20 protein-coding genes and 1 other RNA gene are annotated in these 20162 nt (G+C 64.7%); 8 read left to right on the forward strand and 13 right to left on the reverse strand.

Annotated elements, in window-relative coordinates:
• Positions 1-130: 130 nt before the first annotated feature.
• Positions 131-976 carry a transporter substrate-binding domain-containing protein gene (locus JJB99_RS04325; protein WP_200497561.1) on the reverse strand — a complete coding sequence of 282 codons (846 nt, stop codon included), beginning with the start codon at positions 974-976 and terminating at the stop codon, positions 131-133.
• A 183-nt stretch (positions 977-1159) separates the two neighbouring features.
• Between JJB99_RS04325 and ffs the strand changes: the two genes are divergently transcribed.
• The 5 genes from ffs (at position 1160) to JJB99_RS04350 (ending at position 4601) form a co-directional block, all read left to right on the forward strand.
• Positions 1160-1256, forward strand: an RNA gene (gene ffs, locus JJB99_RS04330) — signal recognition particle sRNA small type.
• Between the two features lie 93 nt (positions 1257-1349).
• Entirely contained in the window at positions 1350-3188 is a 1839-nt protein-coding gene (locus tag JJB99_RS04335; protein WP_200497562.1) for a DNA polymerase III subunit gamma/tau, read from the forward strand.
• Between the two features lie 23 nt (positions 3189-3211).
• On the forward strand, positions 3212-3532 hold the full coding sequence (locus JJB99_RS04340; RefSeq protein WP_200497563.1) for a YbaB/EbfC family nucleoid-associated protein: 321 nt from the start codon (positions 3212-3214) through the stop codon (positions 3530-3532).
• 1 nt (position 3533) lies between these two features.
• Positions 3534-4136: a recombination mediator RecR gene (recR, locus tag JJB99_RS04345; protein WP_200497564.1), complete on the forward strand. Its 603-nt coding sequence runs from the start codon at positions 3534-3536 to the stop codon at positions 4134-4136.
• Between the two features lie 27 nt (positions 4137-4163).
• Positions 4164-4601, forward strand: a complete 438-nt coding sequence (locus JJB99_RS04350; protein ID WP_200497565.1) for a hypothetical protein — start codon at positions 4164-4166, stop codon at positions 4599-4601.
• Between the two features lie 125 nt (positions 4602-4726).
• Here JJB99_RS04350 and JJB99_RS04355 read toward each other — a convergent pair whose 3' ends face one another.
• The 4 genes from JJB99_RS04355 to JJB99_RS04370 form a co-directional block, all read right to left on the reverse strand.
• Entirely contained in the window at positions 4727-6091 is a 1365-nt protein-coding gene (locus JJB99_RS04355) for an AmpG family muropeptide MFS transporter (protein WP_200497566.1), read from the reverse strand.
• 76 nt (positions 6092-6167) lie between these two features.
• A complete protein-coding gene (locus JJB99_RS04360; RefSeq protein ID WP_210347628.1) occupies positions 6168-7532 on the reverse strand; it encodes an IS30 family transposase in 1365 nt (454 codons plus the stop codon).
• 66 nt (positions 7533-7598) lie between these two features.
• Positions 7599-7901, reverse strand: a complete 303-nt coding sequence (locus JJB99_RS04365; RefSeq protein ID WP_200497567.1) for a GIY-YIG nuclease family protein — start codon at positions 7899-7901, stop codon at positions 7599-7601.
• Between the two features lie 88 nt (positions 7902-7989).
• Entirely contained in the window at positions 7990-9192 is a 1203-nt protein-coding gene (locus tag JJB99_RS04370; protein WP_200497568.1) for a DNA recombination protein RmuC, read from the reverse strand.
• A gap of 170 nt (positions 9193-9362) precedes the next feature.
• Between JJB99_RS04370 and def the strand changes: the two genes are divergently transcribed.
• From def to truA, 3 genes are all read left to right on the forward strand, one after another.
• The gene (gene def / locus JJB99_RS04375) at positions 9363-9887 is read left to right on the forward strand and encodes a peptide deformylase (protein ID WP_200497569.1); all 525 of its coding nucleotides are present in this window, start codon (positions 9363-9365) and stop codon (positions 9885-9887) included.
• A gap of 137 nt (positions 9888-10024) precedes the next feature.
• Positions 10025-10960 carry a methionyl-tRNA formyltransferase gene (gene fmt, locus JJB99_RS04380; RefSeq protein WP_200497570.1) on the forward strand — a complete coding sequence of 312 codons (936 nt, stop codon included), beginning with the start codon at positions 10025-10027 and terminating at the stop codon, positions 10958-10960.
• Between the two features lie 139 nt (positions 10961-11099).
• On the forward strand, positions 11100-11837 hold the full coding sequence (gene truA, locus JJB99_RS04385) for a tRNA pseudouridine(38-40) synthase TruA (protein WP_200500043.1): 738 nt from the start codon (positions 11100-11102) through the stop codon (positions 11835-11837).
• A 161-nt stretch (positions 11838-11998) separates the two neighbouring features.
• Here truA and dapE read toward each other — a convergent pair whose 3' ends face one another.
• The 8 genes from dapE to yidC all read right to left on the reverse strand — a co-directional run bounded on the left by dapE (position 11999) and on the right by yidC (position 20151).
• On the reverse strand, positions 11999-13165 hold the full coding sequence (dapE, locus tag JJB99_RS04390) for a succinyl-diaminopimelate desuccinylase (protein ID WP_200497571.1): 1167 nt from the start codon (positions 13163-13165) through the stop codon (positions 11999-12001).
• A 9-nt stretch (positions 13166-13174) separates the two neighbouring features.
• Positions 13175-14020 carry a 2,3,4,5-tetrahydropyridine-2,6-dicarboxylate N-succinyltransferase gene (gene dapD, locus JJB99_RS04395; protein WP_200497572.1) on the reverse strand — a complete coding sequence of 282 codons (846 nt, stop codon included), beginning with the start codon at positions 14018-14020 and terminating at the stop codon, positions 13175-13177.
• 186 nt (positions 14021-14206) lie between these two features.
• Positions 14207-14902 carry a pyrimidine 5'-nucleotidase gene (locus tag JJB99_RS04400; RefSeq protein WP_200497573.1) on the reverse strand — a complete coding sequence of 232 codons (696 nt, stop codon included), beginning with the start codon at positions 14900-14902 and terminating at the stop codon, positions 14207-14209.
• Positions 14903-14916: 14 nt separating this feature from the next.
• Entirely contained in the window at positions 14917-15903 is a 987-nt protein-coding gene (locus JJB99_RS04405; protein ID WP_200497574.1) for a DUF1036 domain-containing protein, read from the reverse strand.
• Between the two features lie 68 nt (positions 15904-15971).
• On the reverse strand, positions 15972-16859 hold the full coding sequence (gene argB / locus JJB99_RS04410; protein WP_200497575.1) for an acetylglutamate kinase: 888 nt from the start codon (positions 16857-16859) through the stop codon (positions 15972-15974).
• 267 nt (positions 16860-17126) lie between these two features.
• Positions 17127-17492 (reverse strand): DUF423 domain-containing protein, encoded by a 366-nt coding sequence (locus JJB99_RS04415; protein ID WP_200500044.1) that lies wholly within the window; start codon positions 17490-17492, stop codon positions 17127-17129.
• Positions 17492-18145 (reverse strand): ribosome biogenesis GTP-binding protein YihA/YsxC, encoded by a 654-nt coding sequence (gene yihA / locus JJB99_RS04420; protein WP_200497576.1) that lies wholly within the window; start codon positions 18143-18145, stop codon positions 17492-17494. The genes JJB99_RS04415 and yihA overlap by 1 nt, the downstream gene beginning before the upstream one ends.
• Before the next feature lie 155 nt (positions 18146-18300).
• Positions 18301-20151: a membrane protein insertase YidC gene (yidC, locus tag JJB99_RS04425; protein ID WP_200497577.1), complete on the reverse strand. Its 1851-nt coding sequence runs from the start codon at positions 20149-20151 to the stop codon at positions 18301-18303.
• Between the last annotated feature and the right edge of the window lie 11 nt (positions 20152-20162).

The raw sequence follows: 20162 nt of genomic DNA on the forward strand, positions 1-20162 counted from the left end.
GCCGGGTGAGGGCTCTCTCCTCTTGGGGAATCTCCCTAGAGGAGACACCCTCACCCCAGCCCTCTCCCGCAAGCGGGAGAGGGAGTGGAGCGGCGCGCGCGGATCGAGACTGCCCCAAGTTTGCGATACCTTACAGCGAAACGCCCGGCGGAATGTCTGCTTCCGTCACGCCCACCAGCTCCATGTTGGTGATGATCGCATTGCGGATGAAGCCGAGGCCCTTGTTGAAGTCGATCCAGGTGTTGACGTAGTCGCGGAACGTCTTGTCGGTCTCGCGGCGGAAGCCGGCGTTCGACGTCGTCGCGAAGATCGGCGTCGGCAGCACGAACTGGCCGAGCGACGGGTTCTTCTTCAGCACGGTCAGCGACAGCATGGTGATCAGGCACTGCGCGTCGACGCGGCCGGTCTGCAGCGCGGCGGTGGCATCGTCGGCGGTCTTCAGCCGCGAGATCTGCGCCTTCGGCGTCAGGCGGCTGACGACCTGGTCGTGCGAGGAGCCCTGGTCGACCGCGATCTTGATGTCGGGCGAGTTCAGCTCGGCCCAGCTTTTCGGCTTGAAGTCCTTCTTGCAGAGAATGCCAAAGGCGTTGTTGAACACCGGCACCGAGAAATCGACCACCAGCGCGCGCTTCGGCGTCGGGTTGAGCCCGAAGAAGATATCAATCTTGTTGGACTGCAGGTCGAGTACCGAATTGCCCCAGGTGGTTTCGGTGATCTCGAGCTCGGCCTCCATGTCGTCGGCGAGCCCCTTGGCGATATCGATGTAGAAGCCTTTCCACTGGCCGCTGGAAAGATCCTTCATGTAATAGGGCGCGCCGCCGCCGACCGCGCCGATCCGCATCTTCTTGGTGCGGCGGATGCGGGCGAAGGTTGACTCGTTGGGATCGGCCGTCTGGGCCACGGCCGGAGAGGCGAGCGCGGCCGCGGTCATCGCGCCAAGTCCGACAATCGATGCGACATCACGACGTGTAACCATTGGGATCAATCGCTTTTCTGGTTGGATGGAGTTCCAGCAGCGTTCTTAGCAAGGCGGTCCCATCAGCGAAAGCACAGCCTATCGGCTGGGCAGACCCGGATTTGCCCGGATGCTGGGCAAACCCCGACGGCTTGAGCCGATACTCGCTTGCTTTCCCGCTCTTTTGGCCCCAAATAGGGACCGGGAGATTGGCGGTGGACGAGCCACTCGCCAACCGGGTCAGGTCCGGAAGGAAGCAGCCCTAACGAGGTCCGGATCGGGTCGCTCGTCAGTCTCCTACCTGTTTTTCCGAGCGAATTGCGCCGGCGGGCCTCCGCCAGCGCGCTCCTTTCCGCAAAAGCCGGCCGAGAGACATTCCATTGCGGATCGACCGATGACTGAAGCTGGCGCCCCTCCCAACTCTGATAGCGCCGGCCAGGCAACGCCCTACCGGGTTCTGGCGCGCAAATATCGCCCCTCCTCTTTTGACGATCTGATCGGCCAGGAGGCCGTGGTCCGCACCGTCTCCAATGCGTTCGAGACCGGACGGATTCCGCAGGCCTGGATTCTCACGGGTGTCCGCGGTGTCGGCAAGACCACCACGGCGCGCATCCTGGCCCGTGCGCTCAACTACGAGATGCCGGATGGTTCGGTGAAGGGGCCGACCATTCACATGCCGACCTTGGGCGTGCATTGCCAGGCCATCATGGAAAGCCGGCACATGGACGTGCTGGAGATGGACGCGGCCTCGCACACTGGCGTTGACGACGTCCGCCAGATCAATGACAGCGTGCGCTATGCTCCCGCCAGCGCCCGCTACAAGGTCTACATCATCGACGAAGTCCACATGTTGTCGACGGCGGCGTTCAACGCCTTCCTGAAGACGCTGGAGGAGCCGCCCGAGCACGCCAAGTTCGTGTTCGCGACGACCGAGATCCGCAAAGTTCCGGTCACCGTGCTGTCGCGCTGCCAGCGCTTCGACCTGCGCCGCGTCGACGCGGATGTGCTGATGAAGCACCTCGCCAATATCGCTGCGAAGGAAAGCGTCGAGATCGAGCCGGAAGCGCTCGGCATCATCGCGCGTGCCGCGGAAGGCTCCGTGCGCGACTCTCTGTCGCTGCTGGACCAGGCGATCGCGCATGCGGCCGGTGCCGTGAAGGCCGATGCGGTCAGGCAGATGCTGGGCCTCGCCGACCGCACCCGCGTCATCGACCTCTTCGATTCGCTGGCGCGCGGCGACATTGCTGCCGCGTTCAAGGAGTTCCGCGACCAGTATGACGTCGGGGCCGATCCGATCGTCGTGCTCTCGGATCTCGCCGAATTCGTCAATTTCGTCACCCGCGTCAAGATCGTGCCGGCGACCGCCGATAACGTCGCCTATGGCGAGACCGAGCGCGTGCGCGCGCGGGATTTTGCCGCGAAGATCTCGATGCGCGTGCTGTCGCGGATGTGGCAGATGCTGCTCAAGGGCATCACCGAGGTGCAAGCCGCGACGCGTCCCGCCGCAGCCGCCGAGATGGTGCTGGTGCGCATCGCCTATGTCGCTGATCTCCCGACGCCAGATGAAGCGATTCGGATGCTGGAGCAGAACGGCGGCGGCTCGCCGGTCGTGAGCGGCGGCAGCGCCGCGCGCGCCAGCGGTCCGTCCGCACCGGCGGCCTCCGCGGCGCCGGTTGCGTCTGCCGCGCCTGTTCGCATGCCGACCTCGTCACCGACTGCGTTCGGCGGCGGCGGCGCCCGGCCGCAGATGGCGGCGCCCGCGCCGGATCCGCAAAGTGCGGCACCGCAGCTGCGCATCACCAGCTTCACCCAGCTCGTCGCGCTCGCCGGGCAGAAGCGCGATCTCATGACCAAGGGCGCACTCGAAGGCGACATGCGCCTCGTCCGGTTCGAGGAGGGCCGGCTGGAGGTGGCGCTCGAGCCGAACGCCTCCAAGACCATGATCTCGGAGCTCGCCAAGAAATTCGAGCTCTGGACCGGCCGCCGCTGGACGGTGATCGTCTCCAACGAGCAGGGCCAGCCGACGCTGCGTTCGGTGAACCAGGCGGCGAAGCAGGAGCATGCACGCACCGCCGAGGCCGATCCGCGCGTGCAGGAGGTGCTGTCGCGCTTCCCGGGATCGAAGGTCGTCGAGGTCCGCAGGCTTGCCCCCGAGACGCCGGAATCCAATATTAACGCGGACTATGGCAGTGACGATCCGCCCGACGGTTCCGATACCGACGACGATCTCTGAGCCAGTTTTGAGGACAAGCACCCATGGCTGATTTTCTCGGCATGATGAAGCAGGCGGCGCAGCTGCAATCCAAGATGCAGGAGATGCAGGAGCAGCTCGCCAACGTCGAAGTCGAGGGCATCTCGGGCGGCGGTCTCGTCGCCGTGCGTATGACCGCGAAGATGGACGTGAAGGGCGTGAAGATCGATCCCTCGCTGATGAAGGCCGAAGAGCGCGAGGTGCTGGAAGATCTGCTCGTTACCGCCTTGAGCGATGCCCGCCGCAAGGCGGAGGCGGCGATGCAGGAGAAGATGCAGTCGCTCACCGGCGGGCTCGGCCTGCCGCCGGGGCTGTTCGGCCAGTAAGATGGGCGCGGTTGCAGGTCCTGAAATTGAGCGGCTGGTCCAGCTTCTGGCGCGGCTGCCGGGCCTCGGTCCGCGTTCGGCGCGGCGCGCGGCGCTGCATCTGATCAAGAAGCGCGAAGCGCTGATGATGCCCCTGTCCTCGGCCTTGCAGGTCGCGCTCGACAAGGTCGAGGTCTGCAAGACCTGCGGCAACATCGACACGCAAAATCCCTGCACCGTCTGCACCGATCCGAGGCGCGATCCCTCTATCATCGTCGTCGTCGCCGATGTCGCCGATCTCTGGGCGCTGGAGCGGGCCAACGCGACCCAGGGTCGCTATCACGTGCTGGGTGCGACCTTGTCGCCGCTCGACGGCGTCGGCCCGCAGGACCTCACCATCGATGCGCTGGTGGCGCGCGCGCATGCGGCCGAGGTGCACGAGATCATTCTGGCGCTGAATGCGACCGTCGACGGCCAGACCACGGCGCACTACATCACCGACCTGCTTCAGGACGCCAACGTAAAAGTAACCCGACTCGCGCACGGTGTGCCCGTCGGCGGCGAGCTTGATTATCTCGATGAAGGTACGCTATCGGCCGCCATGCGGCAGCGGACGCTGTTCTAGCCATCCAGACTTTACGGAACGGACGACATGACGAAACTTTTCGCCACACGATTGGCTTTGGTCGCGACGATGATAACGCTGGTGACCCCGGCCGTCTCCGCGCAACGGGACGACGAGGCGCCGCCGGCGCCCAAGCCCGGCAAGCCGATCAACAATGGCGACGTGCTTTCGGGCGAGCTGAATGCACTGAAAGTGCGTGACGTCAAGAACGGTGGCAAGCGGATCGCGACCTATCAGATCACCTCCGAGCCGCGCCGCCTGCCGGCGCCGAACGGGCTGTGCAATCTCGAGACCGGCCCTGAGACCTTCCAGCTCGTCACCTCCAGCGACGCGCAGGCCGCACAGCTGAAATCGTTCGTCGGCAAGGCGATCTCGGTCAAGGTCGATGAGGTCGCCTGCGCCAGCGATCCCGGCCAGATGAGCGAGGCCGTGGTGACGAAATGGAGTTTGATCAGGAAGCAGTAGGAGGCGCGACGGCTCTCTCGGCCGTCATTGCGGGGAGCCCTTGCGACGAAGCAATCCCAACTATTTCCGCAGCGGCAGTCTGGATTGCTTCGCTTCGCGCGCAATGACGAGGAGAGAGGCGAGTCCTACACCCTCACCGGCCCCAGCGTCTCAAAATGCCTGCGCTTCTGCAGCCACGCCAGCAGCACCAGGCTTGGGATTGCCACCAGCACGCAGATCACGAAGAACAGCGGCCAGCCGGTCGTATCCGCTACGAAGCCGGCACCCGACGACAGATACGTCCGCCCGACCGCCGCAAGCGCGGTGAGCAGCGCATATTGCGTCGCCGTGTGCAGCGGGTTCTGGCAGAGCGCCGAAAGATAGGCGACGAAGATCACGGTGCCGATGGCGCTGGTGAAATTCTCGGCGCAGATGGCGAGCGCCAGCGCCCACTGGTTGGTGCCGACCACGGCGAGCCAGGAGAAGGTCAAATTGGCCAGCGCCTGCACCACGCCGCCGATCCAGAGCGATGCGGCGAGCGAGTAGCGCCGCGCGACAAATCCGCCGGCGAAGCCGCCGATCAGCGTTGCGGCGAGGCCAACGCCTTTCACGATCGCTGCGTAGTCGTTGCGGGAAAAGCCAAGGTCGATCACGAACGGTGCCGTCATCGTGCCGGAGAAAGCATCGGTGAACTTGAACAGCACGACGAAGGCGAGCGCGGCAGCTGCGTCCTTGCGCGACAGGAATTCCGAGAAGGCGCCGATCGCGGCGTGCAGCACGCGCGTGAACGCAGTCTCCGTTTGCGTCGCGGCTTCCGCCCGGACCGATTGCTCGGGCTCGGTTGCGGTCAGCGCCGTGATCGTCCCGATCAGCACCATCGCCGCCATCACCACATAGCCCCACATCCAGGCCGACGCACGCGGGATGCCGGTGCCCTCGAAGCCCGAGACGATGAACAGTGCGCCTGCGGTCGAGACCAGCATGCCGATGCGGTAGGCCGCGACATAAGCCGCCATGCCGGCGGCCTGCTCGCTCTCGGGCAGGCTCTCGACGCGGAAGGCGTCGACCACGATGTCCTGCGTCGACGATGTCGTCGCCACCAGCAGCGCGCCGAGCGCGACGTAGAACGGCGAGCGCGCGGGATCGGTGAGCGCCAGCAGCAGGATTGCGATGATCAGCAGCAGTTGCGAGAACAGCAGCCAGCCGCGCCGCCGTCCGAACGCGCGGGTGAACAGCGGCACATGCAGCGCATCCACCAACGGCGCCCACAGGAATTTCAGCGTGTAGGGCGTGCCGACCAGCGCAAACAGCCCGATCGTCTTGAGATCGACCCCGGCCTCGCGCATCCACACCAGCAGCGTCGATCCCGACAGCGCCAGCGGCAGGCCGGAGGAGAAGCCGAGGAACAGCACGATCAGCACCCGCGGCTGCAGGTACACGGCAAGGCCCTCGCGCCAGGAGGTCGCAGGGGCGGCGGTCGCAGCAGGGGAGGTCGCCTCGGGTGCGGTCATGGGGAGGTGTTAGCAGATTCTGGCCGCCACAAGGGAGGTGTCGTCGCCCGGCTTGACCGGGCGATCCAGGGCGGATTCAATCGCTCGTCGCAACACGCTGTGTATCGCTCACTCGGAGCAATTGGTCGAGAGTTTCCGCTGGTGTTTTCCAGCCCAGGGTTTTCCTAGGCCTGGTATTGAGAGCAAGAGCGACGCCCTCAAGGTCATCGGCGTTGTGCATGCTGAGATCGGTCCCTTTGGGAAAGTACTGGCGCAGCAACCCATTGGTGTTCTCGTTGGTGCCGCGCTGCCATGGGCTATGAGGGTCGCAGAAGTAGACCTGCACGCCTGCGTCAATTCTCAGACGTGCATGCTGAGCCAACTCAGCTCCTTGATCCCAGGTCAGCGACCGGCGCAGTTGCTCGGGCATGGTGAAGATTGCGCGGGTGATGGCGTCGCGCACGGCTTCAGCGCCATGTCCGGCGAGTGCAGATCCTTTCACCCCAGCTTCCCGTTCCTGGTCCGTCATACGCGGCAGATGCAACAGGATGGTAAAACGGGTCGTACGCTCCACCAGGGTGCCGATCGCGGAGCTTCCCAGACCCATAATGAGGTCACCTTCCCAGTGGCCCGGCACCGCGCGATCAGCGGCCTCCGCCGGACGCTGACTGATCATGATCTCGGAAGGAATGAAGCTTCGGCCTTTACGGACGCGCGCTCTCGGCATCCGCAATGCCCGCCCGGTGCGCAAGCAGGCCGTCAGTTCGCGGCGCAAAGCTCCTCGACCCTGCACATAAAGCGCCTGATAGATCGCCTCGTGACTGATGCGCATCGCCTCATCCTCGGGAAAGTCGAGCCGAAGTCGCCGAGAAATCTGTTCGGGGCTCCATGCCCTCGCCCAGCGTCGGTTTTGCCGATGCACAGCCCGGCGTCCCTTCCACACGACCTTCGGGCCAACGAGGAGTTCCCCGTCCGGCTTGGCGATCATACCGGCAAGCCTGTCCTGCACATAATCCCGCAGGGCCGGATTGACGGCCAACTTCGCCAACTTGGGCCGTCGGGCAGACCGATCAGCGTGCCATTGTGCTGTGGTCGCTCGGTACTCTGGAGCACCGTGGCGGCGCGCCACATTGCGCCGGAGTTCACGAGAGATCGTGCATGGAGGCCGATCGAGCCGACGAGCGATGGCTCGCACCCCATGACCCTGTGCACGCAAGATGGCAATCTCCTCACGTTCCGCGAACGAGAGGTAGCGCTCCGATGCAGGCTTGGACGACCGCGATAAATGTGTTGGCGGCATACCGCCTGCCCTCCGGAACCAGCGTACTCCGATCGCCGGCGACACCCCGGCCTCAACCGCAGCATCCTCGCTCGATCGTCCCGAAGCAATCGCAGCCCAGAACGGTCTGTAATGCCTTCGTAGGGCCTCTCGGGGCCGACCTGATCGCACATAGTTCTCCATCGCAACCTCCTTTGCTGAAGTGTTGCGACGAGCGGTTGAATCCGCCCAGTATTCCAGAGGCCGGAGTTAGGGAGGACCAGCGATCCCCGAGTAAAGATCGTTCCAGTTCGGATTGTCCTTCTCGATCAGTGCGATCTTCCAGTCGCGCTTCCACTTCTTCAACCGCTTCTCCCGCTTGATCGCATTCTCGGGGTCGTCGAACTGCTCGAAATAGACCAGCTTTACGACATCGTAATCTTTCGTGAAGCTCTTGATGAGCTTCAGTTTGTGTTCTGCCACGCGGCGTATGAGATCGTTCGTCACGCCGATGTAGAGCGTGCCGCCGATCTTACTGGCGAGAATGTAGACGTAGTAGCAGCGTTCGCCCATGCGCCGTCTCTGGGATACTGGGTCGCCCGGTCAAGCCGGGCGACGACACCTGTAATTGAGGCGGCAGTCTCTGCATCTCAGCGCAGTGTCACTCCCCCGCCTGAAGCTTCCTCGGGAACAGCTCGGCGGCCCCAGTCGCCACCAGCCGCGGTGCTTCCGCCGGCGCATCGGTCTTGCTGAAATCGAGCTCCTCGATTCGGCCTGCGCGCTTCTCGATCTTGTCGGCGGAGATGAGTATCTGGCGGACGTCCTCGTTGGCGTCGGCAAAATGCTTCTGGAGCTTGAGCACGCGCTCGCGCAGGCGGCCGAGGTCGTCGCCGAGCTTGATCACTTCGGTCTGGATCTGGTCGGCGGCATCGCGCATGCGCGCGTCCTTCATGATCTGCTGCATCACCTGGATCGCGAGCATCAGCAGCGAGGGCGAGACCAGCACCACGCGGGCACGATAGGCCTTCTGGATCACGTCGTCGAAACCGTCATGGATCTCGGCGTAGACCGATTCCGACGGCACGAACATCAGCGCCATCTCCTGGGTCTCGCCGGTGACGAGATATTTGTCGGCGATGTCGCTGACGTGCTTCATCACGTCGCCGCGCAGCCGCTGCGTGGCCACCCGCCGCTCCTCGTCGGTGCGGGCATCGTGCAGCGCCGTCACCGCCTCAAGAGGAAATTTCGCGTCGATGCAGAGCGGGCGCTGGTCGGGCAGGAACACCACGCAGTCCGGCCGTTTTCCGGTCGAGAGCGTGAACTGGAATTCGTAAGCCCCCTTCGGCAAGCCGTCCTGGACGATCGCCTCCATCCGTGCCTGGCCGAAGGCGCCGCGCGACTGCTTGTTGGCGAGCACGTCGCGCAAGGTCGTCACCTGCGTGGTGAGGTCGGTGAGGTTTTTGTGGGCGTTGTCGATGATGCCGAGCCGCTCGTGCAGCGCGCGCAGGCTCTCCATGGTGTTGCGGGTGGAGTGTTCCATGGACTGGCCGACCCGATGGGTCACCGAATCCAGCCGCTCATTGACGGCGCGGGCCATCTCGGCCTGGCGGCCGGCCAGCGCCTGAGTCATGGCATCGGCCCGGCCGGCGGCCTCGCTCTGGGCGCGTAGCACCTGGGCGAGGCGCTCCTCAAGCTCGTCGGCGCGGATGGCACTCGCCATCGCGAGTTCCGCGCCGCGCCGCCCGGAGCGTACGATCACGACGGCGATGACAATCAGCAGGATGAGGATCAGTGCGCCGAAGCCGATGAGCGCATCGATGGTGCGCACCGGCCAGTCGCCAGCCATGAAAATGATCTCGTTCATGACCGTGTTCTAGCCGATTCGCGGTGATGCGCGAACGAATAGCGAACGCTTATGGTTAACCGTCCCCTAAGTTTTATGGTTAACGAAAGGCGAAGTTTTATGGTTAGCGAGGGGTTAACGGGGTTCCTGGCCGCATTGACCGCATCCGGCATGCGGCTTAAATCGCGGCCATGGCTCTTAGAGAAATCATCATCCTGCCCGACAAGCAGCTGCGTCTGGTCTCCAAGCCGATCGAGAAGGTCACGCCGGAGATCCGCAAGCTTGCCGACGACATGTTCGAGACCATGTACGACGCGCCCGGGATTGGCTTGGCCGCGATCCAGATCGCGCAGCCGCTGCGCCTGATCACCATGGACCTCGCCAAGCGCGACGAGAACGGCGAGACCAATCCGGAGCCGCGCGTCTTCATCAATCCGGAAATCATCGCCTCGTCCGAGGAGCTGTCCACTTACGAGGAAGGCTGCCTCTCGATTCCCGAATATTACGAGGAGGTCGAGCGGCCCGCGAAGGTGCGCGTGCGTTTCACGGATCTCGACGGCAAGCTGCACGAGGAGGACGCCGAAGGCCTCTACGCCACCTGCATCCAGCACGAGATCGATCATCTCAACGGCGTGCTGTTCGTCGACTATCTGTCAAAGCTCAAGCGTGACCGCGTGATCAAGAAGTTCGAGAAAGCCGCCAAGCGCGCGGAGTAGCCACATCCTCCGCCGTCATGCCCGGCCTTGTGCCGGGCATCCACGTTCTTCGCCGCCGCGAGCAGGAAGAACGTGGATGGCCGGGACAAGCCCGGCCATGACGAGTACCTTGCTCTGTCCGAGGATTGTCTCGTCACATGCCCCTCCGCCTGATTTTCATGGGCACGCCCGATTTCTCCGTGCCGACGCTGCTCGAGCTGGTCGCGCATGGCCACGAGATCGCGGCGGTCTACACCCGCGCGCCGAAGCCGGGCGGGCGGCGCGGCCTGCAATTGCAGCCAACCCCGGTCGAGGAAGCCGCGCGAAAGCTCGGCATTCCCGTGTTGACGCCGAAGACGCTGAAGACCGAGGAAGCGCTGGACGAATTCCGCGCCTTTGGCGCCGACGCCGCCGTCGTCGTCGCCTATGGCATGATCCTGCCGCAGGCGATCCTCGATGCGCCAAAGCTCGGCTGCTATAATCTGCATGCCTCGCTGCTGCCGCGCTGGCGCGGCGCCGCGCCCATCAACCGCGCGATCATGGCAGGCGATGCCGCGAGCGGCGTGATGGTGATGAAGATGGATGTTGGCCTCGATACCGGCGACGTCGCCATGGCCGAGCGGCTTCCGATCACCGACACGATGACCGCGGCCGACCTGCACGATCGCCTCTCCCGCCTCGGCGCCGACCTGATGGTGCGCGCCATGGCTGCGCTCGAACGCGGCACTCTCCAGCTCACAAAGCAGAGCGAGGACGGCGTCACCTATGCCGCCAAGATCGACAAGGCCGAGGCCCGCATCGACTGGACCAGGCCCGCGCACGCGGTGCTGCGGCACATCCATGGCCTGTCGCCGTTTCCCGGCGCCTGGGCCGAGCTCACTGGCGTGAGTGAGAACGCGCGCGTAAAAATCCTGCGTTGCGAACTGGCAAAGGGATCGGGCGAGCCGGGAGCGGTGCTGGACGATCAGCTCACCATCGCCTGCGGCGAGGGCGCGATCCGTATCATCGAGCTGCAGCGCGAAGGCAAGGCGCGGATGCAGGCGGCAGACTTCCTGCGCGGCGTGCCGCTGAAGGCAGGAGCTAAATTCACGTGACGCTGTCATACCCCGCGAAGGCGGGGTATCCAGTACGCCGAGACTTCTCGGCTGAACAGAGATGTCTCGGAGTACTGGATCGCCCGGTCCTGTGCGCAATTGCGCACAAGGCCGGGCGATGACAGCGAAATTGGACAAGATGCCGCGCTACAAGCTCACCATCGAATATGACGGCGCGCCGTTCTTCGGCTGGCAGGTGCAGGACACGTTGCCTTCGGTGCAGGGCGCGCTCGAAGCCGCGGTGAAGGCGATGACCGGAACGGACGCGCGGGTGCATGGCGCCGGCCGCACCGATGCCGGCGTGCACGCGCGCGGCCAGGTCGCGCATGTCGATGTCGACAAGCAGTTTCCGCAGGGGCGTTTTCGCGACGGGCTCAACGCGCATCTGCGCCCGCATCCGATCGCTGTGCTGGACGCCGAGATCGTGCCTGACACGTTCGAAGCGCGCTTCTCGGCCATCAAGCGCCATTACCGCTACCGCGTCATCAACACCCGCGCCAATCTCGCGCTCGACGCCGGCCACGCCTGGCGCGTGCCGCGCAAGCTCGATGCCGACGCGATGCATGCGGCAGCCCAACGCCTGCTCGGCAAACACGATTTCACCACGTTTCGCGACACCGAGTGCCAGGCGAAGTCGCCGGAGAAGACGCTCGACCAGCTCGACGTGCTGCGCGACGGCCGCGAGATCACGATTCTCACCTCGGCGCGCTCGTTCCTGCACAGCCAGGTGCGCTCGATGGTGGGCTCGCTGGTCTGGGTCGGCGAGGGCCGTTGGAGCGCGGACGATCTCTCCGCCGCGCTCGCAGCCCGAAGCCGCGCCGCCTGCGGCATCGTCGCCCCGCCGGAGGGGCTGTACCTGATGAGGGTGGATTATTAGGCGAGAGGCGGATGCTCTTGCCCCACCATTGGTGTCATGCCCCGCGAAGGCGGGGCATCCAGTACGCCGCGGCCTCTCGGCTCAATCACGGGAGTCTCTGGAATACTGGATCGCCCGCCTTCGCGGGCGATGACAGCGATATTTGTGGAGGCGGAAGCGCCCTACCCAAAATACCTTGCCAATATCCCGCGATACACCTTCGTCAGCTTCTCCAGATCCCTCACCGGCACGCGCTCGTCGACCTGGTGCATGGTCTGGCCGACCAGGCCGAACTCGATCACCGGGCAATAGCTCGAGATGAAGCGCGCATCCGACGTGCCGCCACTCGTCGACAGCTCCGGCTTCCGCCCCGTCACCTCTTCGATTGCGGAGACCGCGAGATCGGTGAACGGGCCCGGCTTGGTCACGAACACGTTCGAGTTCGAGGGCTCCCAGACGATGCGAGCGCGGATGCGGTTGCCGCAGGCTTTTGCAAGGCGGGTCTCGACCAGTTCACGCAGGCTCGCTTGCGTATGGTTGTCGTTGTAGCGGATGTTGAACTTTGCGCGGGCCTCGCCGGGGATGACGTTGCTGGCCTTGTTGCCGACGTCAACTGAAGTGAACTCGAGATTGGAGGCCTGGAATTGCGCGCTGCCGTGGTCGAGCGGCTCGTCCGAGATCGCCACGATCAGCCGCGAAATATCCGGCACCGGATTGGAGGCGCGGTGCGGATAGGCGACATGGCCCTGCACGCCCTCGACGACGAGCGTGCCGGATTGCGAGCCGCGACGGCCAACCTTGATGGTGTCGCCGAGCGTCTCGACATTGGAGGGCTCGCCCAGCACGCAATGATCGAATTTCTCGCCGCGCTCGGCGGCCCATTTCAGCAGCTTGATCGTGCCGTTGATGGAAACGTCTTCCTCATCGCCGGTGATCAGGAACGAGATCGAGCCCGTCCCGTCCGCGCGCGGCTTGCCGCCATTGGCGGCAAGATGCTCCAGAACGGCTGCGACCGAGCAGGCGATGCCGCCCTTCATGTCGACCGCGCCGCGGCCGTGCAGGAAGCCGTCCTTCACCTCGCCCGAGAATGCACCGACGCTCCAGGCGCTCTCGTCGCCGGGCGGCACCACGTCGGTGTGGCCGGCAAAGGTGAGGTGCGGGCCGTCAGTGCCGATCCGCGCATAGAGATTGTCGACGTCCGCGGTGCCTTCTTCGCTGAACGTGACGCGGTGGCAAATGAAACCGGCTGCGGTGAGGGCTGTTTCGAGCACCCCCAGTGCACCGGCATCGTTCGGGGTTACCGAGGGGCAGCGGATGAGATCGCGGGCAATCGAGAGAGCGTCGGTCATGCGCGCCGATCAATCCCGCAGCAGCTCGTTGATGCTGGTCTTGGCGCGCGTGCGCTCGTCGACGCGCTTGACGATCACGGCGCAGGCGGTGCTCGGGCCGATCTGGCCGTTCTTCATCGGCTTGCCGGGCAGCGCGCCGGGAACGACGACGGAATATTCCGGCACTTCGCCCATGAAGATCTCGCCGGTCTCGCGGTCGACGATCTTGGTCGAGGCACCCAGGAACACGCCCATTGCCAGCACCGCGCCCTTGCGCACGATCACGCCCTCGGCGACCTCGGAGCGCGCGCCGATGAAGCAGTCGTCCTCGATGATGACGGGCTCGGCCTGCAGCGGCTCGAGCACGCCGCCGATGCCGGCGCCGCCCGAGATGTGCACGCGCTTGCCGATCTGCGCGCAGGAGCCGACGGTGGCCCAGGTGTCGACCATGGTGCTCTCATCGACATAAGCGCCGAGATTGACGAAGGACGGCATCAGCACGACGTTTCTGGCGATGAAGGCGGAGCGGCGCACCACCGCGCCCGGCACCGCGCGGAAACCGGCGTCGCGAAAGCGGTTCTCGCCCCAGCCTTCGAACTTCGAGGGCACCTTGTCCCACCAGCTCGCCTTGCCGGGGCCGCCGGGAATGACGCCCATGTCGTTGAGGCGGAACGACAGCAGCACCGCCTTCTTCAGCCATTGATTGACCTTCCACTTGCCGTCAGCGCCGCGCTCGGCGACGCGGGCCTCGCCCTTGTCCAAGGTCTCCAGCGCCTGCTCCACCGCCTCGCGCACCTCGCCCCTGGTCGAGGTCGAGATGCCGTCACGCGCGTCGAAGGCGCTGTTGATGGTGGATTCGAGGGCGGACAGGGACATCGGGATTTCCTCAGTGGCAGGCGGGAATTTTGATGGATTGGGGCGCTTTTTCGGGATTTGGGCGGGGAGAGTCAAGCTTGGTTCGCTGTCATCACCCGCGAAAGCGGGTGATCCAGTACGCCGCAGCGGTCGTGATGAATCGAGACAGCGGTGATTACTGGACCCCGCTTTCGCGGGGTATGACAGCTACTTGGGGTGGGGCAACCCCGCCAAAAACCCCGTCAGATCATCCGTGACGTGGTCGACATGGGCGGCATCGCGCCCTTCCAGCTCCCAGTCCTCGCGCACCACTTCCTTGGTGCCGTCGGGCACCACCAGCACGGTGGTCATGCCGAGCGCGTGCGGGACGGTGAGGTTGCGGGCGAGGTCCTCGAACATCGCGGCCCGGGTCGGATCGACCGCATGGTCGGCGAGGAATTTTTGATAGGTCTGCGGCGCCGGCTTCGGCTCGAAGCCGGCCGCGATGATGTCGAACACGCCGTCGAAGTGGCTGCCGAGGCCGAGCCGCGCCAGCACGGCGTCGACATGGTCCACCGAGCCGTTGGTCAGGATCAGCTTGCGCCCCGGCAGCTTGGCGATGGCTGCGCCGAGCTGCGGGTTCGGCTCCAGCGGGGAGTGGTCGATCTTGTGCACATAGGCGAGATAATCGTCGGCGGAGACGCCATGCAGGGTCATCATGCCGCGCATGGTGGTGCCGAAGCGCCGGTAATAGTCCTTCTGGATATTGCGCGCTTCCTCAGGACCGACATTCAGCCAGTTGCACACGAATTCCCCGATCCGCGCATCGACCTGCTGCCACAGATTGACGTGATGCGGATAGAGCGTGTTGTCGAGGTCGAACACCCAGGTGTCGACATGGGTGAAGGCGCGGAGCGATTTCATGACAACTCTCTCAATCACGGCACCGAAAAGCGCAGCGTTTTGCCGCCGCTCGACATGTCCACGGCACCAAAGCCCGTCGCTACAAACCCGCGCGCGCCGCAATCGGTCTGCTCGTTGGTCTCGAATTTGGTCTCGCGCGTGCAGAGCTGCTTGTCGCCGCCCCAGTTCAGCGGCTTGTCCTTCAGCTTGATGATGCGGTTGTCGGCATCGAGCGCCTCCGCGAAGCTGAAGATCTGCTTCGGCGTGCCCGCGACATCGGGATGCAGGCAGGTCTTGGGATCGATGCGATACCAGCCGCGGCTCGTCACCGATTTGCCGTCGTCGGTGGCGACCGCTGCCATCACCTTGTGCGGCGTGTCGTTGCACCAGGTCAGGCCGCTCGGCGACGGCGTCTGCGTCGCATCGACCATGGTCTTGAAGAAATTCGGCGACGATACGGCGTCGGACGACAGGCCGCGGCTCTTCAGGAACGCGGCCAGCGCGGCTTGCGTCTTCGGTCCGTCGACGCCGTCGATCGCGCCGACGTCGTAGCCGATGATCACCAGCAGGCGCTGGATGCCGGCAAGGCGCGCCTGCTCGTCGTCATATTCGGAATCCTCGGCGAGATAGGAGACCAGATTGCCGTCTGCGCCTTGCGTCGGCGTCACCTGCGTGAAGGGGACTTGCGTCTGGCCGCTGCGGCATTGCCGCGCCGCGGCGATGACGAAATTGTCCTGCGCCACGCACAGCATGTCGCTGCCGTTCTGTGGGATCGGGGAAGCGCCATAGACGCCGAGCGCGCGGGCGTTGAGCAGGATGCGGTCGGCGGACAGCGTGCCCTGCACCACGACGCGGCAGGTGGCAGGATCGATCCTGAACCAGCCGCGCGTCGCGGTCGCCGCCTTGTCGTCGATGCCGATCGCGGCCTCGACGACATAAGACATGCGGTTGCAGATCTTGAGGTCGGCGAAGGCCGGTGCGGAGGAGAAGAGATAAGAGACAGCCGCGGCCGGCAGTGTCATCAGGAAGCGCGTGAGGGCCGAGCGGCGAGGCCGCCGCTCTCCCGACTCCGTTCCTGGCCGCGCGCTCATCACTTGTGGATCAGCGTGCCCGTGCCCTGGTTGGTGAAGAGCTCGAGCAGCACCGCATGCTGCATCTTGCCGTCGATGATGACGACGCCTTCGACACCCTGTTCGAGCGCGTAGATGCAGGTCTCGACCTTCGGGATCATGCCGCCGGAAATGGTGCCGTCGGCGATCAGTTTTCGCGCGTCTTTCACCGACAATTGCGGGATCAGCTTCTTCGACTTGTCGAGCACGCCCGGCACGTCGGTGAGCAGCAACAGGCGCTTGGCCTTCAACGCGCCGGCAACCGCGCCGGCAAAGGTGTCGGCGTTGACGTTCAGCGTCAGCCCTTCCTTGGAGGTTGCCAATGGCGCCAGCACCGGGATCAGCTCGTAGCCGATCAGCTGGTTGAGCAGAGTGAGGTCGACCTTCTCGGGGTCGCCGACGAACCCGAGATCGATCGCCTTCTCGATATGCGAATCCGGATCGATGATGGTGCGCGTCGTCTTCGCCGCCTTCACCATGTTGCCGTCCTTGCCCGAGAGTCCCACGGCCTTGCCGCCGGCTTCGTTGATATAGCCGACGATCTGCTTGTTGACGGAGCCGGCCAGCACCATCTCGACGATCTCGATGGTCGCGGCATCGGTGATGCGCAGGCCGGCGGCAAATTCCGACTGGATGCCGAGACGCTTGAGCATGGTCGCGATCTGCGGCCCGCCGCCATGCACCACGACCGGATTGATCGCGGTCTGCTCGAGCAGCACGATATCGCGGGCAAAGTTCTTCGCGGTTTCCTCGTCGCCCATGGCATGGCCGCCATATTTGATGACGATGGTTTCCTCGTCATACTGCTGCATATGCGGCAGCGCTTCGGACAGGATGCGGGCCTGGTCGAGCGGGGAGATGTCGGTCATGTCACGATCTCGCTGGCGGGATGAACGCGGCCTGCGTTCTATCCGATTGGCGGGCGAGGCGCAAAGCGTGCTCTTACCCTCCCCTGGAGGGGTCCGGGACGAGCGTAGCTCGCCCGTGGTCGATCGCGCGAAGCGCGAGCGGGGTGGGGTGATCTCTCCACACGAACACCGTTGGATGGGGAAAGACCTTCACCCCACCCCGGCTCACATTTCGCTACGCTCAATATGAGCCGACCCTCCCCCACCAGGGGAGGGTAAGAAAGAGCGTCACGTCCGCGCCACCACCGCCGCCAGCGTCACCACCAGCCAGCTCGCAATCATCACCGTTCCACCCGTCGGTGCCGCCATCGGAAACAGCGCGTGCCCCGCATATTGGCGCAAGGTCAGGTCGCCCGCGAACAGCGCGGCGCCGAGCGCGAAGCCGAACGCGGCGATGAGGCCAATTCCGCCGTGCAGGAGGCCGCGCGCGAGCAGCGCGACCGCTGCAAGGATGGCAGTCGCATGAAACAGCAGCATGGCGCTGGCGGAGGCGAGCCGGCTTGCATCCGCCCCATGGGCGGAGGCGGCGGCCAGCGCAACGCCGGCGGCGCCCATTAGGCCGGCGAGCCCGATCAGCAGGCGAAGCGCCACCATCACGGCGCCCGCTCTTCCAACAGCTTCGCCATCGCGGCCCGCAACTCGGCCATGCCGGTCGCGCTGCGCGAGGAGGTCGCGAGCACGTTCGGGAACGCGGCCGGATGCTTCGCCAGCGCCGCCTCGGTCTCGGCGATGCGCGATTGCAGCTCGGCAGGCTTCACCTGGTCGGCCTTGGTCAGCACGATCTGGTAGCTGACCGCGGAGCGGTCGAGCGTCCCGAGCACTTCCAGATCGACATCCTTGAGCCCGTGGCGCGCGTCGATCAGCACGTAGACGCGCGCGAGCGAGGCGCGGCCCAGCAGGAATTTGTGGATCAGCTCGGTCCAGGACGCGACCTGGCTCTTCGGTGCCTTGGCGTAGCCGTAGCCGGGCATGTCGACGAGGCGCAGGTCGCTCTTCCCGGGGACCTCGAAGAAGATCAGCTCCTGGGTGCGGCCCGGCGTATGCGAGGTGCGCGCCAGCGCGTTGCGGCCGGTCAGCGCGTTGATCAGGCTCGACTTGCCGACATTGGAGCGGCCGGCAAAGGCGATCTCCAGCCCCGCCATCGGCGGCAGCGTCGCGATCGAGGGCGAGGCCCAGATGAACTGCCAGTCGCGGGCGAACAGCTTTCGCCCGGCCTCGATCAGCTTCGCATCTTTATTGTCGGTCATGCGAAGGTTCTATCCTCTCGTCATGGCCGGGCTTGTCCCGGCCATCCACGTCTTGGCTAAGTTGCAACCCTCCAAAACGTGGATGCCCGGGACCGGCCCGGGCATGACGATGTGGAGGCATTTGCGCCCGCATGACCGCGCGCGCTCGTGCGAAGCTACGTCGCCTTCCGTGCAAACGTCGCCTTGAGATTGTCGAACAGCTCCACCTTCACGCCGTTGCGGCGCATGATGAAGCTCTGCTGGAGCACCGAGAGCGTGTTGTTCCAGGCCCAATAGATCACGAGGCCCGCCGGGAAGCCCGCCAGCATGAAGGTGAAGATCAGCGGCATCCAGTTGAAGATGATCTGCTGCGTCGGATCGGGCGGCGTCGGGTTCAGCTTCATCTGGAACCACATCGTGATGCCCATGATGATCGGCCAGATGCCGAGCGCGAGGTAATGGCCGAACACCGGGATCGTGGTCGGATCGTAGGGGATCAATCCGAACAGGGTGAAGAGGTTGGTCGGATCCGGCGCGGAGAGGTCCTTGATCCAGCCGAAGAAGTGTGCGTGCCGCATCTCGATGGTGACGAACAACACCTTGTAGAGCGAGAAGAACACCGGGATCTGGATCACCACGGGCAGACAGCCGGCGACGGGATTGATCTTCTCCTTGCGGTAGATCTCCATCATCTCCTGCTGCTGCTTCACCTTGTCATCGGGGTAGCGCTCCTTCAGCGCCTGAAGCTGCGGCTGGATCGACTTCATCTTCGCCATCGAGGCGTAGGACTTGTTCGCCAAGGGGAAGAACAGCAGCTTCACGATCACGGTCACGAGCAGGATCGAGATGCCGAAATTGCCGAAGAAGCGGTAGAAGAAGTCGAGCCCGAGGAACATCGGCTTGGTGATGAAGTAGAACCAGCCCCAGTCGATCAACAGATCGAAATGGTTGAGGCCGAGCTCCTTGTTGTAGCCGCCGAGGCCGGCGAACGGGAACACGCCGACGACGCCGGCCTCCTTGGCGCCCGCAAACAGCCGCGCATTCGCGGTGGCGGTGCCGCCGATCGCGACAGTGACGGGATCGAGCAGATAGTCGGTCTGATAGCCGTGGATGTTGTTGGCGAGGGTCGATGAAAAGCTCGCCTGGAGCTGGGCATTGGTGTCGGGCAGCAGCGCCGAAGCCCAGTACTTGTCGGTGATGCCGAGCCAGCCATTGGTGGCCTTGAAGTCGACCTTCTTGGCTTCGTCGATCTTCTTGTAGGCATATTCCTGCAGGCCGTGCTCGCCGAGATAGCCGATCAGGCCCTCATGCAGGATGTAGTAGCCCGAGACGTGCGGCGTGCCGTGGCGCGAGATCAGCGCGAACGGATAGAGCGTGACAGGCGAATTGCCGACATTGCTCACCTCGTCCTTGATGCTGAAGAGATAATGGTCGTCGACCGAAATCGTGCGGCGGAAGGTCAGGCCCGCGCCATTGTCCCATTTCAGCACCACCGGCGTCGTCGGCGTCAGGCTGCCGCTGCCGTCCTGCTGCCAGACGGTCTGGGAATCAGGCACCTTTGCCGTCACGCCCGTGGCGGCCACCCAGCCGAACTCGGCGTAATAGGGTTCTGCCGTGCCCGAGGGCGAATAGAGGATGATCGGCGGCGATGTCGGGTCGACCGTTTCGCGGTACTGCACCAGCGCCAGATCGTCGATGCGGCCGCCTTTCAGCGAGACGCTGCCGGAAAGCCGCGGCGTGTCGATCTTCACGCGCGGGCTGGCTTCGATCGCGGCGCTGCGCGCAACGACCGGCTGGGCCTGCTGGCTCGCGCCCGGTGTCGACGGCTGCGCGGGGCCACCGGCCTGCGGCGTGGTGCCGGGCGTTGCGGAGGCCGTCGGCTGCGGCGTGCCCTTCTGGAGCTCGGCCTGCGTCTGCTGCAGGGCGCGCTGCTTCTCCATCTGCGGCACGTTGTAGAAATATTGCCAGGCGATCAGGACGAGGCCCGACAGAATGACGGCGAGGATGGTATTGCGATTGTCGGTCATCACTATTGTCT

This window comes from Bradyrhizobium diazoefficiens (genome assembly GCF_016616235.1).
GTDB classification, from domain to species: Bacteria; Pseudomonadota; Alphaproteobacteria; order Rhizobiales; family Xanthobacteraceae; genus Bradyrhizobium; species Bradyrhizobium diazoefficiens_H.

Coding starts and splice junctions, on each gene's coding strand:
- JJB99_RS04325 (WP_200497561.1), bottom strand. CDS start 976: ATGGTTACACGTCGTGATGTCGCATCGATTGTCGGACTTGGCGCGATG.
- JJB99_RS04335 (WP_200497562.1), top strand. CDS start 1,350: ATGACTGAAGCTGGCGCCCCTCCCAACTCTGATAGCGCCGGCCAGGCA.
- JJB99_RS04340 (WP_200497563.1), top strand. CDS start 3,212: ATGGCTGATTTTCTCGGCATGATGAAGCAGGCGGCGCAGCTGCAATCC.
- recR (WP_200497564.1), top strand. CDS start 3,534: ATGGGCGCGGTTGCAGGTCCTGAAATTGAGCGGCTGGTCCAGCTTCTG.
- JJB99_RS04350 (WP_200497565.1), top strand. CDS start 4,164: ATGACGAAACTTTTCGCCACACGATTGGCTTTGGTCGCGACGATGATA.
- JJB99_RS04355 (WP_200497566.1), bottom strand. CDS start 6,091: ATGACCGCACCCGAGGCGACCTCCCCTGCTGCGACCGCCGCCCCTGCG.
- JJB99_RS04360 (WP_210347628.1), bottom strand. CDS start 7,532: ATGGAGAACTATGTGCGATCAGGTCGGCCCCGAGAGGCCCTACGAAGG.
- JJB99_RS04365 (WP_200497567.1), bottom strand. CDS start 7,901: ATGGGCGAACGCTGCTACTACGTCTACATTCTCGCCAGTAAGATCGGC.
- JJB99_RS04370 (WP_200497568.1), bottom strand. CDS start 9,192: ATGAACGAGATCATTTTCATGGCTGGCGACTGGCCGGTGCGCACCATC.
- def (WP_200497569.1), top strand. CDS start 9,363: ATGGCTCTTAGAGAAATCATCATCCTGCCCGACAAGCAGCTGCGTCTG.
- fmt (WP_200497570.1), top strand. CDS start 10,025: ATGCCCCTCCGCCTGATTTTCATGGGCACGCCCGATTTCTCCGTGCCG.
- truA (WP_200500043.1), top strand. CDS start 11,100: ATGCCGCGCTACAAGCTCACCATCGAATATGACGGCGCGCCGTTCTTC.
- dapE (WP_200497571.1), bottom strand. CDS start 13,165: ATGACCGACGCTCTCTCGATTGCCCGCGATCTCATCCGCTGCCCCTCG.
- dapD (WP_200497572.1), bottom strand. CDS start 14,020: ATGTCCCTGTCCGCCCTCGAATCCACCATCAACAGCGCCTTCGACGCG.
- JJB99_RS04400 (WP_200497573.1), bottom strand. CDS start 14,902: ATGAAATCGCTCCGCGCCTTCACCCATGTCGACACCTGGGTGTTCGAC.
- JJB99_RS04405 (WP_200497574.1), bottom strand. CDS start 15,903: ATGACACTGCCGGCCGCGGCTGTCTCTTATCTCTTCTCCTCCGCACCG.
- argB (WP_200497575.1), bottom strand. CDS start 16,859: ATGACCGACATCTCCCCGCTCGACCAGGCCCGCATCCTGTCCGAAGCG.
- JJB99_RS04415 (WP_200500044.1), bottom strand. CDS start 17,492: ATGGTGGCGCTTCGCCTGCTGATCGGGCTCGCCGGCCTAATGGGCGCC.
- yihA (WP_200497576.1), bottom strand. CDS start 18,145: ATGACCGACAATAAAGATGCGAAGCTGATCGAGGCCGGGCGAAAGCTG.
- yidC (WP_200497577.1), bottom strand. CDS start 20,151: ATGACCGACAATCGCAATACCATCCTCGCCGTCATTCTGTCGGGCCTC.